The sequence below is a fragment of the Streptomyces sp. NPDC036764 genome, from assembly GCF_055609385.1.
On sequence record NZ_JBVJPT010000004.1, the window covers coordinates 60,774 to 74,030 of the forward strand.

12 protein-coding genes are annotated in these 13,257 nt (G+C 70.4%); 7 read left to right on the forward strand and 5 right to left on the reverse strand.

Annotated elements, in window-relative coordinates:
• The first annotated feature begins 27 nt into the window (after nucleotides 1-27).
• From ACZ69Q_RS18465 to ACZ69Q_RS18495, 7 genes are read left to right on the forward strand one after another with little or no spacing between them, the layout of a single operon-like run.
• Complete coding sequence (locus ACZ69Q_RS18465) at nucleotides 28-387, forward strand: avidin-fold protein (protein WP_471042813.1); 360 nt, start codon at nucleotides 28-30, stop codon at nucleotides 385-387.
• Nucleotides 384-2,168: an ABC transporter substrate-binding protein gene (locus ACZ69Q_RS18470; RefSeq protein WP_471042815.1), complete on the forward strand. Its 1,785-nt coding sequence runs from the start codon at nucleotides 384-386 to the stop codon at nucleotides 2,166-2,168. The genes ACZ69Q_RS18465 and ACZ69Q_RS18470 overlap by 4 nt, the downstream gene beginning before the upstream one ends.
• A complete protein-coding gene (locus ACZ69Q_RS18475; RefSeq protein ID WP_471042817.1) occupies nucleotides 2,158-3,444 on the forward strand; it encodes a cation:proton antiporter in 1,287 nt (428 codons plus the stop codon). The genes ACZ69Q_RS18470 and ACZ69Q_RS18475 overlap by 11 nt, the downstream gene beginning before the upstream one ends.
• Complete coding sequence (locus tag ACZ69Q_RS18480; RefSeq protein WP_471042820.1) at nucleotides 3,441-4,430, forward strand: TauD/TfdA family dioxygenase; 990 nt, start codon at nucleotides 3,441-3,443, stop codon at nucleotides 4,428-4,430. Before ACZ69Q_RS18475 ends, ACZ69Q_RS18480 begins: the two co-directional genes overlap by 4 nt.
• A 31-nt stretch (nucleotides 4,431-4,461) precedes the next feature.
• Nucleotides 4,462-5,142 (forward strand): hypothetical protein, encoded by a 681-nt coding sequence (locus ACZ69Q_RS18485; RefSeq protein WP_471042821.1) that lies wholly within the window; start codon nucleotides 4,462-4,464, stop codon nucleotides 5,140-5,142.
• Between the two features lie 38 nt (nucleotides 5,143-5,180).
• Nucleotides 5,181-6,524 (forward strand): hypothetical protein, encoded by a 1,344-nt coding sequence (locus tag ACZ69Q_RS18490; RefSeq protein ID WP_471042824.1) that lies wholly within the window; start codon nucleotides 5,181-5,183, stop codon nucleotides 6,522-6,524.
• The gene (locus tag ACZ69Q_RS18495) at nucleotides 6,524-7,042 is read left to right on the forward strand and encodes a YbaK/EbsC family protein (RefSeq protein WP_471042826.1); all 519 of its coding nucleotides are present in this window, start codon (nucleotides 6,524-6,526) and stop codon (nucleotides 7,040-7,042) included. Before ACZ69Q_RS18490 ends, ACZ69Q_RS18495 begins: the two co-directional genes overlap by 1 nt.
• A gap of 28 nt (nucleotides 7,043-7,070) precedes the next feature.
• Here ACZ69Q_RS18495 and ACZ69Q_RS18500 read toward each other — a convergent pair whose 3' ends face one another.
• From ACZ69Q_RS18500 to ACZ69Q_RS18520, 5 genes are all read right to left on the reverse strand, one after another.
• Complete coding sequence (locus ACZ69Q_RS18500) at nucleotides 7,071-8,147, reverse strand: helix-turn-helix transcriptional regulator (RefSeq protein WP_471042829.1); 1,077 nt, start codon at nucleotides 8,145-8,147, stop codon at nucleotides 7,071-7,073.
• Nucleotides 8,148-8,307: 160 nt separating this feature from the next.
• Nucleotides 8,308-10,062: a VanW family protein gene (locus ACZ69Q_RS18505; protein WP_471042831.1), complete on the reverse strand. Its 1,755-nt coding sequence runs from the start codon at nucleotides 10,060-10,062 to the stop codon at nucleotides 8,308-8,310.
• A 167-nt stretch (nucleotides 10,063-10,229) separates the two neighbouring features.
• Complete coding sequence (locus tag ACZ69Q_RS18510; RefSeq protein ID WP_471042834.1) at nucleotides 10,230-11,333, reverse strand: DUF475 domain-containing protein; 1,104 nt, start codon at nucleotides 11,331-11,333, stop codon at nucleotides 10,230-10,232.
• A 2-nt stretch (nucleotides 11,334-11,335) separates the two neighbouring features.
• On the reverse strand, nucleotides 11,336-11,731 hold the full coding sequence (locus ACZ69Q_RS18515) for a universal stress protein (protein ID WP_471042836.1): 396 nt from the start codon (nucleotides 11,729-11,731) through the stop codon (nucleotides 11,336-11,338).
• A 19-nt stretch (nucleotides 11,732-11,750) separates the two neighbouring features.
• The gene (locus tag ACZ69Q_RS18520) at nucleotides 11,751-13,253 is read right to left on the reverse strand and encodes a tripartite tricarboxylate transporter permease (protein ID WP_471042839.1); all 1,503 of its coding nucleotides are present in this window, start codon (nucleotides 13,251-13,253) and stop codon (nucleotides 11,751-11,753) included.
• Nucleotides 13,254-13,257: the final 4 nt, after the last annotated feature.

Consider the following 13,257-nt stretch of genomic DNA (forward strand, 5'->3'; position numbering starts at 1 on the left):
CGACCCCACCAGCCACGGAGCGCAAAAGTGATCAACTACGACGGCAAACGGTTCAGGAAGGTGACGGCCGGCCCCGAGGCCCCCGTCGCCCACTACCGCCAGGACGGCGACCTGGTCTGGGGCTCCTCCGCGGGCGCGGACGTCCGCCGCGGGTCCCTGACCGGCCTCGCCGCCCCCGACGGCAGGCTCACCTTCGCCTACACGATGGTGCTGTCCGACGGCAGGACCGTATCCGGACACTGCGAGAGCGTCCCGGAGATCCTGCCCGACGGCCGGATCCGGCTGCACGAGACCTGGGAGCGGTACGGCCCCGACGCCGACAGCGGCACCTCCTGCATCGAAGAGCTCCCCCGCGACGCCACTTCCACCGACCGAGGACAGTCATGACCCGGACTCCCCGCAAGGGCGGCACGATTAGCTGGGCCTGCACGCCCGGCTTCCCGCCCGCCTGCATCTTCCCGCTGCTGCCCCCGGGCCGTTTCGGCGCCCGCAGCCTCTACGAGTTCCAGATGCTCATGTACCGGCCGCTGTACTGGTACGGCACCAAGGGCGACGCGAGCGTCGACTACGAGCTGAGCATGGCCGAGCCGCCCGAGTGGAGCGAGGACGGCCGCACCGCCACCCTCACCGTCAAGCCGTACAAGTGGTCCAACGGCGAGACGGTGAACGCGGACGGCGTGATGCTCTGGATGCATCTGCTGGAGGCGAAGAAGGAGGAGTACGGCGGCTATGTGCCGGGCTTCTTCCCGGACAACCTGACGTCCTACGAGAAGGTCGCCGAGGACAAGGTCCGCTTCACCTTCGACAAGGCCTACGCGCGCAACTGGGTCCTGATGAACCAGTTCAGCCTGATCACGCCGCTGCCGAAGGCCTGGGACCGCACCGCCGAGGGGCCGGCCGACGCCACCCGCAACAAGGACGAGGCGTACGCCGTCTACGACTACCTGATGGCGCAGAACGGCGACGTGTACGCGGAGGACAACAGCGCGCGCACCCGCTGGGCCGACAGCCCGATCTGGTCGGTCGTCAACGGCCCATGGAAACTGGCCGAGTACGCGATGGACGGCCTGGTCCGGATGGTGCCCAACCCGTCCTACTCCGGCCCCAACAAGCCGTACGCCGACGAGTTCCGCCTGGTGCCCACCGACACCGACGAGCAGCAGTACCAGTGGCTGGAGCAGGGACCGCACGGCCCGGACGCCATCCACATGGGCTTCCTGCCCTTCGACCGGATCACCGAGCCGGCCGCCGACCCGACGACGGGCGGCCCCAACCCGCTCGCCGAGCACTACCGGATCGTCCCGCAGATCCTGTACTCCATCCACTACTTCCCGTTCAACTTCTCCAACCCCACGATCGCCGGGAAGATCTTCCGCCAGTTGTACTTCCGGCAGGCCCTTCAGACCTGCCTCGACCAGGACGGCTCCTTCCAGGAGATCTACAAGGGCTACGGCTATCCGACCTACGGCCCGGTCCCGGCCCTGCCGGCCACCGAACTGCTGTCGCCGGCCCAGAAGTCCAACCCGTTCCCCTTCGACGTCGACAAGGCCCGCCGCCTGCTCACCGAGAACGGCTGGGACACCTCGGTCACCCCAGCCGTCTGCGTCAACCCGGGCACCGGCGCCGGCCAGGCCGGCGAGGACATCCCCGAGGGCACCCGGCTGACGGTCACGCTGCGGTACGCCTCCGGGCACGAGAAGACCCTCGCCAGGCTGCTGCGCAAGTTCCGCGACGACGCCGCCCGGGCCGGCATCGAGCTGGTCCTCGAAGAGGTGCACCCCTCCGTCCTGGTCGGCCAGGACACCACCGGCACCACCACCTGGGAGCTGTCCTGCTGGAACGGCGGCTGGGTGTACGGGCCGAACTTCCACCCCACCGGCGAACTGCTCTACCGCACCGGCGCCGGCTGCAACTTCGGCAGCTACTCGGACCCGGTCGCCGACGAGCTGATCGAGAAGACGGTCACCAGCGACGACCTCGCCGACATGTACGCCTACCAGGACTACCTGGCCGAGCAGGTCCCGGTGATCTGGATGCCCAACTTCCCGCTGCGCGTCTTCGAGGTCGCGAACGACCTGCAGGGCGTCGAGCCGGTCAACCCGCTCGGCTTCATCAACCCCGAGAACTGGTACTTCACGGATGAACAGGACGCCTCCGATGGCCACTGACCTGGCCGTCGGGCTCCCGAAGCTGGAGCTGACGGGCCATCTGCTGCTCGCCCTGCCGATCATGATGATCTGCTGCCTGCTGGCCGGCCGGGTGGCCCGCCGGCTCGGCCAGCCCCCGGTCATCGGCGAGATCCTCACCGGCATCGCACTGGGCCCGTCGCTGTTGGGCGCGGTCTGGCCCGAGGGGCAGCACTGGCTGTTTCCCGAGGAAATGCTGCCGGTGGTCAACGCGCTCGCCCAGCTCGGCCTGGTCCTGTTCATGTTCCTGGTCGGCTACGAGCTCAACCTCGGCCATGTCCGAGACCGTGGCCGCTCCGCCATCCTCGTGAGCAACGTCAGCATCGCGATACCGCTGCTCGGCGGGGTGCTGCTGGCCTTCGCCATGTACGACCGGTTCGCCGAGAAGCACGTCAGCTTCCTGACGTTCGCCCTGTTCATCGCGGTGTCCATGAGCATCACCGCCTTCCCGGTGCTGGCCCGCATCCTCACCGACCGCAAGATCGACCGCACCCCGGTCGGGGCACTCGCGCTGACCTGTGCGGCCGTCGACGACATCACGGCCTGGTGCCTGCTGGCCCTGGTGACCGCGCTGGCCAAGGGCGGCTCGCCGCTCTCGGTCCTGCTGACCGCGGCGCTGAGCGTGGCGTTCATCTGCGCCGTGTGGTTCGTCCTGCGGCCGATGCTGGCCCGCGGCGTCGAACGGTGGCCGGCCGGTCGCAGCGCCCTGCCGCTGGTCCTGTCCGGGATCCTGCTGGCCGCGTTCACCACCGAGTGGATCGGCATCCACGCGATCTTCGGCGCGTTCCTGTTCGGCGCGGTCGTGCCGCGGGACAACGCCGTGGTGGCGAGCGCGGTGGACAAGATGCGCTCGCTGACCCTGGTCATGCTGCTCCCGCTGTTCTTCGTCCAGTCCGGCCTGCGCACCGAGTTCCGGCTGATCGGCGACGACCCCACGCTGTGGGCCTGGTGCGCGCTGATCACGGCCGTCGCCATCCTCGCCAAGTGGGTCGGCAGCACGGGCGCCGCCCGGCTGACCGGGTTCGGCTGGCAGGACTCGTTCTCCCTCGGCGCCCTCATGAACTGCCGTGGCCTCACCGAGCTGGTGGTGCTCGGTGTCGGTCTCCAGCTAGGGGTCATCACCCCCACCGTCTTCACCATGCTCGTGGTGATGACGCTCGTCACCACCATGCTCACGGCTCCCGCTCTGACCCTGATCGACCGTGTGTCCGCACGCCGTACGCACGCCGCTCCACGTACAGAAATGGTGATGAAGTGACAGCAACAGCAGGCATACCCACCGGAGCCGATCCGGCGGTGTTCGCCCTGACCCCCGACGATACGGCCCGCATCGAGGCGGCGGCCCGTGACCTGTGCGGCACGCTGCCGGACGTGGACGACCCGCGCTGGGTGGCCGCCGCCCGGTCCGCGTGGGAGGAACTGCCGGCCTCGCTGCGCCGCGCGGCCCGCGAGTACCGCCGCGACTCCGGCCCCACCGGCGCGCTCCTGGTCCGCGGCCTGCCGGTGGACGCCACCGCCCTGCCGCCCACGCCGATCGTGAAGGGGTCCGTCCAGCGCGAGGTCAGCGTGCCCGCCGCGGTGCTGATGATGATGGCCTGCGGCCTGGGCGACCCGGCCGCGTTCCGCGCCGAGAAGGCCGGTGCCCTCGTCCAGGACGTGGTGCCGGTGCCGGGCCAGGAGACCTTCCAGGGCAACGCCGGCTCGGTGGCGCTGATGATGCACAACGAGAACGCCTTCCACGAGCACCGCCCCGACCATGTGATGCTGCTGTGCCTGCGCGCCGACCACGAGAGCGAGGCCGGGCTGCGCACCGCGGGCATCCGCGAGGCGCTGCCGCTGCTGCCCCCGGCCGTCGTCGAGGCGCTGTCCGCCCCGGAGTTCTCCACGCAGCCGCCGCCCTCCTTCGGCGCGCAGGACGAGGCGACCCCGGCCCACCCGGTCCTGTTCGGCGACCCCAACGACCCCGATATCCGGGTCGACTTCGCCGCGACCACCGGCGTGACCCCGCGCGCCGAGGAGGCGCTGCGCACCCTGGAGAAGGCGCTCGACGACGTGTCGTACACGATCCGGCTGGCCGCCGGCGATCTGGCGATCGTCGACAACCGGGTGACGCTGCACGGCCGTACCGCGTTCTCCCCCCGCTACGACGGCAACGACCGCTGGTTGCAGCGCACCTTCGTGCTCACCGACCTGCGCCGCTCGCGCGGCCACCGACCGCAGGACGGTTACATACTGTCCCGGTGATCACCGCCCCACCCCCCTCCGAGGAGTAGTCGTGCCCGAACTGCAGATGAACCAGGCCTCGTTGACCTCCGCAGTGCAGCGGTTCGCGCAGTACACGCGGGTCGACGAGATCTGGCACGACTACGTGACCGCCACCGGAGACCGGCCCGACCTCGCCGAGCTCGCGCACCGCAAGGCGTTGCTGCGCTGGCTCAACGCGGCGGGGTGCCGGATCCGGTATCCCAAGCCGGGCGAGCCGGACCCCTTCGACGAGGGCCTGGCCGCCTGGTGGCGGAGCCGGGGCGCGGACCTCCCCCGCCGCGCCCTGGCCGAGCTCACCGACGACGACGTCGACGCGCTCGGCGACTGCTTCACCGAACTGGCCGCTGCGCCCGCGGCCCTGTCTCCCGCCACCGGGCGCGTGCGCGCCCTCGGCCCGACGGCCGCGGCGAAGGCGCTGCACGCCCTGCGCCCGCACACGCTGATGCCGTGGGACGAGGCGATCGCCGCAAGGCTGCACGGCGCCCGCGACGGAGCCGCGTACGCGGCGCACCAGCGGCTCGGCCGTGACTGGGCGGCCCGCCTCCTGTCCGAGGCGGGGCTGGGCATGGGTCTCAAGGACGCGCTCGCCTTCGCCGAGACGCTCGGCCGCCCGTCCCGCCCGCTGCCCAAGATGCTCGACGACTACTGCTACCTGGTCATCACCGTCGGCGCCAACTCGACGTCGCCGTAGGCCCGTTGGCCGACTCTCATTCCTCGAAGGGTTTTCACGTGGCTCGCAACGCGCTCACCGCGCAGTTCCTCAAGGCCGTGCCCACGCCGGTCCCGGTGGATCCGCAGTCGGAGCTGGTGCGCATCTTCTACCGGGGTTGCCTGCTGACCCGCCCGCTGTTCATCGAGGCGGACGAACGCCGGCGGCTGCTCGCCGACCTGGACGTGCTGCGCAGCGCCCTGATCAGCCTGCCCGACCGGCTGTTCGACGGCGATCTCGCGGCGTTCGCCCGCGCGCTCGGTATGAACGACGACCAGATCCGCTGTGTGCTGCGCGGACGGGGCACCAGTGTGACCCGGTTCAGCCGGTCCGACCTGTACGCGGACGCGGGCGGCTTCCGGCTGCTCGAGTACAACATGGGCAGCGCCATCGGCGGATCGGACATGGTCCACATCAACCGCGCCCTCCTCAACGACGCGCGGATGAAGGAGTTCGTCGAGGAGCACGACCTGGACCACGTCGACACGATGCGGGCCCACCTCGACACGATCCGCCTGGAGTGCGGGATCGAGCCCGGCACCCGTCCGGTGGTCGCGATCACCGACTGGCCCGAGAGCTACGAGTCGCTCGCGCCGTACATGCGGGCGGTCGCCGAGCACTGGAGCACGCTCGGCATCGACGCGCACGCCTGCCACATCGGCGAGCTGGAGGCCCGCGACGGCGGCCTCTGGCTCGGCGAGCACCGAGTGGATATCGTCAACCGGCTGTTCATGCTGGAGGACGTCGCGTCGGCACCCGAAGCGGTGGCGCTGATGGATCCGGTCCTGGACGCCGCCGAGCGCGGTGAGGTGAAGATCTTCACGCCGATGGATGCCGAACTGTTCGGCTGCAAGGCCGCCTTGGCGATGCTCTCCGACGAGGCCAACCGCCATCTGTTCGACCCGCAGGAGCTGGCCGCCCTGGACCGGATCCTGCCCTGGACCAGGACCGTGCGCGAGGGCGAGGTCACCCTGGAGGACGGCAGCCGCGTCGACCTCCTCGCCCATGCCGTCGAGCACCAGGAGGAACTGGTGCTGAAGGCGACTTTGGCACACGGTGGCAAGGCGGTGCTGCTCGGCTGGCAGGAGGGCCTCACCTCCGAGGAGTGGGCCGCGCGGGTGCGGGACGCCGTCGACGGCCCGTTCGTCCTGCAGCGGCGCATCCACCCCGTCCCGGAGTACTGCGCCGACGAGGACGGCACCCTTGTGCCGTGGACACCGGTGTGGGGCGTGTTCAGCACCGCCACCGTCAGCGGCGGCGTCTTCGTCCGGGCGACCCGCACGGACTCCCGCGTGGACGTCATCAACCTCGGTACCGGGGCGTCGACCGGCACCGTCTTTTACGCGCGTACCCCGGGCGCCTGATGAGCCGGCCGACGGTGACCGAGGACGCGTACACCCGGCTGATCACCCTCCTGGACGGCGCCGGCGCGCGCTACCGCCTCATCCACCACGCCCCCGAGGGACGCACCGACCTCGCGTCCCGGCTGCGCGGCCACACGCTGGAGCAGGCCGCCAAGTGCCTGGTCATCCGGGTCGGGCTCGGCAAGAAGCACCGCCGCTACGTGTTGACCGTGGTGCCGGGCGACCGCCGGGCCGACCTCGACCGGGTGCGCGGTCTCTACGACGGCACGGACGCGGCCTTCGCGGCACGGGACGTCGCCGAGCGGCTCGCGGGCAGCGTCAGCGGCTCGATCATGCCGTTCAGCTTCGACCCCGGTCTCGACCTCCTCGTCGACCCGGACCTGCTGGGCCACGAGGAGATCTTCTTCAACGCGGCCCGGCTGGACCGGTCGGTGGCCCTGCGGACGGGGGACTACGTGAAACTCGCCGACCCCCGGATCGAACCGGTGGCCGACATGCCTGTGCCCACGGTCGCCTAGCGCCACCGTGCTGCGAGCGCCCCGCCCGTCACCTCTTGGTGAGCCCCTCGGTGTCGAACACCGCGGGCGGGGTGCCCGCGACCGTCGGCTCGTTCTCCGCGGGGTCCGTGTCGTCGAGCAGCCCGGCCCGGCCGATCAGATAACCGGCGTGCAAGCGGCTGCGCGCGCCCAACTGCTCCATTATCTCCGCTATGTGGCGCTGGCAGCTCCGCAGGCCCATGCCAAGCCGGCGGGCGATGGCCCGGTCGTCGAGGCCGGACACCAGCAGCCGGGTGATGTCCTGCTTCACCTCCGTCGACAGGGCGTGCACCTGCTCCTTCTGGTACTCGGCGGTGAAGGGCGTGGCGCTCGGCCAGGCCCGCTCGAAGGAGGCGACCGCGAAGTCCACGATGCTCTGGTCGTGCACCAGGACCCCGCCCAGGGGACGGCCGTGCAGCGTGATCACGGCGGCCTGCCGGTCGAAGACGATCAGGCGCGGGAACCCGTCGCTGAGCGTGCGCACCTCGGCGCCGAGCCGGGCGACCCGCTCGACGTAGGCGACGGTCGGCTGGTTGTAGCGCGCCGTGTGCTGGTAGAGCGTACGGACCTTGACCCCGCGGCGCAGCATGTCCTCGTCCCGGGCGATCGCTTCCTCGAGGACCGGGGTGGGGCGGCCGCCGCCGGGCTGCGAGGTGAGCATCTCGCTGGTGCAGGCCGCGCCGAGTTCGCTGAGCACGCTCCGCACGGCGCGCAGGCTCGGCAGTATCTCGATCGCGCTGTTCTGCAGCCACTTGGCACGCGCGGCTGCATACAACGGACGCAGCCGCTCCATCTCCGCACGGGCCTCGGCGATCTCACCGAGCTGCTCGCTCACCGCCTGCTCCCTCGGGAACAGTGTCTGCGCGGCGGCACTGTCGGGGCTGACGGCCGTGAGCATCCCGCTCTCGTCGTCGGACGGGCACAACAGGCCCAGTGCCTGGAGGTCGGCGAGCGCACGCTCGATCACGGCGGGTTCGCGGGCGAGTTGCCCGGGCAGCGCGGAGGGCAGCACTCCGGGACCCGTCAGGGCCAGCTCGTAGATCGCCCTGCCATCGGGGCCGAGCCTCGGCAGGCCTGACGCTCGCAATCTGATCGACATCCTTCCGATGACGGGGCGTTACAGTTCAGCGTCCCTTTTTCTACGTGGCTCGCGGGCCGTACACAAGGCATTTTGATCGTTGGCCATGCGGCGTGTCAGATGCCGTCATCTGCCGTAACCAGCATGAGGCCATCGGGTCACCGGACGCTCACCGCAACTGCGGAGCCTCGCAGACGATCTCGTCGCGGGGCTTGTAGTGGGTGCGGAACGGCTCCCGTCGTACCACCTCGCCGTCCTGGACGAACACCCGCTGCACGGTGACGTCGAAGCCCTCCAACGGGGTCTGCGGGACGCACCGTTCGTCGGCGTTCACCTTTCGCTCCGGCTGCTTCACGTTCGTACGCGGCCCCGTGATCGAGCCGATGTCGTCGTACTTGCGGGTGCCGAGGAACGAGATGGTCACCGAGGAGTCGGTGGAACGGGCCTGGATGTAGATGGCGTTGCCCGAGTCGTTGTCGAACTTCAGGTCCAGGCTGCCCCAGGCGACCGTCGCCTCCCGGCCCTCCGGGTAGCGCTCGATGTAGAACGAGTGGGCGCCGTGCTCCACGGGCTTGACGCCGGCGAAGAACATCGCGTTGTAGAGGGTCGTCGCCACGGCCGACACCCCGCCGCCCGGCGCCTTGGTGAACTCGTTGTTGAGGATCATCACGCCCTCGACGAAGCCGTTGGCCTCGGTGCGCTGGCCGACGGTCCGGTTGAAGCTCCAGGTCTTGCCCGGCATGACGACGGAGCCGTTGATCAGTTCCACCGCACGGCCGATGTTGCGCGAGCGGTAGGGCGCCGGTTCGAAGTTGACGGTGAAGGAGGACATCTCCTCCCGCAGCCCCAGTCGTTCGACGTTCGCACGGGTCACCTGCGGCTCGGCCACGAGCGTGGCGATCTCGCCGCTGCGGGCGGCCCCTCGCCGGGTGAGCAGCGGCAGCACGGCCTTGCCCAGCGCCTTGTCGGTGACGACATGGCCGGCCCGGCCGTCCTCGGCCACCCCGACCCGGTTGCCGACGAGACGCAGCTCGGCGTTGTGCGCCCGCGCGGGCAGGACGGACAGGGCGCGGGCCACCGCGGGGTCGGTGCGCAGGCCCTCGGCGTCCAGTCGCGGTGTGAGGTGCCCGGCGTCGTCCGCGCGCATCGTCAGGTGATCGCCCAGGACGGGCTGGTCGATGGTGAAGCGCCGGTCGGCCGCGGTGAGGGTGACCGGCGCCGACATGGCCGGTTCCGCGAACTCGCGCACCGCCCGCCGCAGCTCCCGCTCGGTGACCTCGGGCTTCGTCTCCCGGGTGGGCAGGGCCGTGACGGCCTCGGGCTCGCCTTGGAGGAAGGCGGTGCGCAGGGCGCCGACGGCGGCGTCCGTGTCGAGCGCGTAGCCGCTGCGCGGGGTGACCGGCCGCACCTGGCCGTCCTCGAAGGTGACGGCGCCCTCGCGGACCTTCTGGTCGAGCGCCTTCGCCATCTTCCCAAGGGTCCCGCGGGCCCTGTCCTCGTCGACCCGTACGGCCGGCTCGACCGGGCCGCCCGAGCTGAACAGGCCGCCGATCACGCTGAACGGATCGGCGCTCTCGGTGCGGCCGGCGCGGTCCACGGTCCTGTCGTAGTCGAAGGTGATGCCCACCTTCCGCGGATCGACTGTGGTGGTGCGGTCACCGATCGTCACGGCCAGGTCGCGGGTGCCGGCCGGTCCCAGTCGGTCCTCCAGCTTCCTGACCGCTTCCGCGCGGCTCAGGCCGCCGATGTCCACGCCGCGCACCGTCGTGCCGCCCTCTATGTCGCCGCCCGCGAGCAGCAGCCCGGCGAGATAGAGGCCGCCGATGCCGACGGTGAGGGCACCGCCGGCCAGGGCCAGGGGCGGAAGCGAGGTGATACGGCGAGCCGGGGTGGTTCGCGGGACGGAGGGGGCGCGGAGGCGCATGAGTCTCCAGGGCGGGCGATCGACGAGGACGGCGCGTGGACGACGCGACGCTGTGCGCGAGGCAAACACATCCAGCTAGCCATAATCGGGCGAAAACGCCTATGTCGTGGACCACGTTTGTCGCAGATCATCCCTTGTGTCCCGCTCGGGAGCCCCTCGTCGGTGTCTCACGCCCCTGACGGCGCCTCCAGTTCCTTGTTGCGGCGCACGGAGGCGAGGAAGGACGCGGCGATCAGGACGACGCCGATCAGGCCGGTGATGATCTCGCTGATCTGGTGCTGGATGGTTATCAGCAGGATCGCCGCGAGGGCGCCGATCGCGTAGTGGGCGCCGTGTTCCAGGTAGACGTAGTCGTCGAGGGTGCCCTGGCGGACCAGGTAGACCGTGAGGGAGCGGACGTACATCGCGCCGATGCCCAGGCCGAGCGCCATCCAGAAGATGTGGTTGGTGATGGCGAAGGCGCCGATGACGCCGTCGAAGGAGAAGGACGCGTCCAGCACCTCCAGGTAGAGGAAGAGGAAGAACGCGGCCCTGCCGGCGAGGGCGACCGCCGAGACCTGCTTCCCCTCGGCCCTGGCCTTCTCCTCCTCCTCGTGCTCGTGTTCCTCCTCCTGTTCGAGACGGTCCTCGAAGTAGCCGGAGAGGCCGCCGACCACGAGGTAGGTGATCAGGCCGGCGACGCCGGACAGCAGGACGGTGGCGGTCTTGTCCGCGTGGCCCGTGCTGACGTGCGCCTGCGTGGCGAAGGTCATCGCGGTCGCCAGGAGGGCGATCAGAGCCAGGCAGACCGCCAGCATGTCGATCTTGCCGAGCTTCGCCAGCGGGCGCTCCAGCCAGGCCAGCCACTTGATCTCGCGGTCCTCCAGGACGAAGTCCAGGAAGATCATCAGCAGGAACATGCCGCCGAAGGCCGCGATCGCCGGGTGGGCGTCGGTGACCAGGTCCTGGTAGCGGTCGGGGTCGTCGAGGGCGAGCCGGACCGCCTCCACCGGGCCGACCTCGGCGCTGATGGCGACGATCACGACCGGGAACACCAGCCGCATGCCGAACACCGCGATCAGGATGCCCAGGGTGAGGAAGATGCGCTGCCAGAAGGCGTTCATCTTCTTCAGGATCCCGGCGTTGACGACCGCGTTGTCGAAGGACAGCGAGATCTCCAGGACGGAGAGGATCAGGACGATCCCGAAGGCCTCCCAGCCCCACTGCCACCAGGCGAAGGCGAGGCCCACCGCCGTGACGGCGAACGACCAGCCGAAGGTCCGCAGCACCATGGTCAGCCCTCCGCCTTCACGGCGAGGACCGGGCAGCCCACACCCAGCAGGATCTGCTGGGCGGCCGAGCCCATGATCAGCTTGCCGACCGCACTGCGCCGCCGCAGGCCGATCACCACCAGGGAGACGCCCTTGGTCTCGGCGAGGTCGATGATCTCCTCGGCGGCGTCCCGGGCGCCGAGGACCTGGCGGACGTCGAAGTCGATGCCCAGCGCCGTGAGGTCCTCGCGGACGTGGGTCAGGTCCGGTTCCTGGGCGAAGCGGGGGTCCACCAGAGAGTCGCCCCGGGTGGTGTTCACGACCAGGAGTCTTTCTTTGCGGCGGCGGGCCTCGTCGATCGCGGCGCGCAGGGCCGCCTCCCCCTCGGGCGAGGGGACGTAGCCGACCAGGATGGTCATCTCTGTTTCTCCAGAAGTCTCAGGCGGCGCTTCGCGCGCGAAGGGGACGTACGGCGAACCTGCGGATCAGCGGCCACACCAGGACCAGGACGATCACCGAGTAGACCGTGTACGACACCGGCCCGCCCAGCAGCCCCGACAGCTCGCCGCCGGACAACTGAAGGGAGCGGCGGCCCTGGAGCTCCGCGCGCGGGCCCAGGATCACGCCGACGATCAGCGGCAGGACCGGCAGCCCGAAGCGTCGCATGGCGAAGCCGAGGAGGCCCAGGGTGAGGAGGATGAACAGATCGAGCGGCTGGGCGTTGACGGCGTAGGCGCCCATCGTGGCGAAGAAGAGGATGCCCGCGTACAGGTAGGGGCGCGGGATCTGGAGCAGCTTCGCCCACACCGGGGCCAGCGGCAGGTTCAGCAGCAACAGCAGCAGGTTGCCGATGAAGAGACTGGCGATCAGGACCCAGACCAGGCTCGCCTCGCGCTCGAAGAGCAGGGGTCCTGGCTGGATGCCGTACGACTGGAAGGCGGCCAGCATCACCGCCGCGGTGGCGTTGGTCGGCAGGCCGATCGCCAGCATCGGGACCAGGGTGCCCGCGGCGGAGGCGTTGTTGGCGGCCTCCGGGCCGGCCACGCCCTCGATGGCGCCCTTGCCGAAGTCCTCGGGGTGCTTGGTCAGCCGCTTCTCGGTGGCGTACGACAGGAAGGTCGGGATCTCCGCGCCGCCGGCGGGCAGCGCGCCGAACGGGAAGCCGTACGCCGTCCCGCGCAGCCAGGGCTTCCAGGACCGTTTCCAGTCCTGCCGGCCCATCCACGGGCGGCCGACGGGTATCACCTCGGCCGGCCGGCGGCGCAGATGCGCGGCCACCCACAGGGCCTCGCCGACCGCGAAGATGCCGACGGCGACCACGACGACGTCGATGCCGTCGGCCAACTGCGGTATGCCGAGGGTCAGGCGCTGCTGGCCCGAGACCGTGTCGATACCGACCAGGCCGATGGTCAGGCCGAGGAGCAGGGATATGAAGCCGCGGATGCGAGACGAGCCGAGGATCGACGTCACGGCGACGAACGACAGCAGCATCAGCGCGAAGTAGTCCGGCGCGCCCAGGCTGACCGCGAAGTCCACGACGAACGGGGTGATCAGGACCAGCAGCAGGGTGCCGATGGTGCCCGCCACGAAGGAGCCGATCGCCGCCGTCGCCAGCGCCTGGGCCGCGCGGCCCGCCTTCGCCATCTTGTTGCCCTCGATGGCGGTGACCACGGACGAGGACTCGCCGGGGGTGTTCAGCAGGATCGACGTCGTCGAGCCGCCGTACATGCCGCCGTAGAAGATGCCGGCGAACATGATGAACGCCTGCACCGGCTCCATGCCGTAGGTGACCGGCAGCAGCAGGGCCACCGTCATCGCCGGGCCGATGCCCGGCAGGACGCCCACCGCGGTACCGATGACCACGCCGACCAGGGCGAGCAGCAGGTTCAGCGGGTCCATGACGTCCGCGAAGCCCTGCATGAGGTTGTTCAGGTTGTCCATCGCG

Coding starts and splice junctions, on each gene's coding strand:
- ACZ69Q_RS18495 (WP_471042826.1), top strand. CDS start 6,524: ATGAGCCGGCCGACGGTGACCGAGGACGCGTACACCCGGCTGATCACC.
- ACZ69Q_RS18470 (WP_471042815.1), top strand. CDS start 384: ATGACCCGGACTCCCCGCAAGGGCGGCACGATTAGCTGGGCCTGCACG.
- ACZ69Q_RS18505 (WP_471042831.1), bottom strand. CDS start 10,062: ATGCGCCTCCGCGCCCCCTCCGTCCCGCGAACCACCCCGGCTCGCCGT.
- ACZ69Q_RS18515 (WP_471042836.1), bottom strand. CDS start 11,731: ATGACCATCCTGGTCGGCTACGTCCCCTCGCCCGAGGGGGAGGCGGCC.
- ACZ69Q_RS18475 (WP_471042817.1), top strand. CDS start 2,158: ATGGCCACTGACCTGGCCGTCGGGCTCCCGAAGCTGGAGCTGACGGGC.
- ACZ69Q_RS18510 (WP_471042834.1), bottom strand. CDS start 11,333: ATGGTGCTGCGGACCTTCGGCTGGTCGTTCGCCGTCACGGCGGTGGGC.
- ACZ69Q_RS18520 (WP_471042839.1), bottom strand. CDS start 13,253: ATGGACAACCTGAACAACCTCATGCAGGGCTTCGCGGACGTCATGGAC.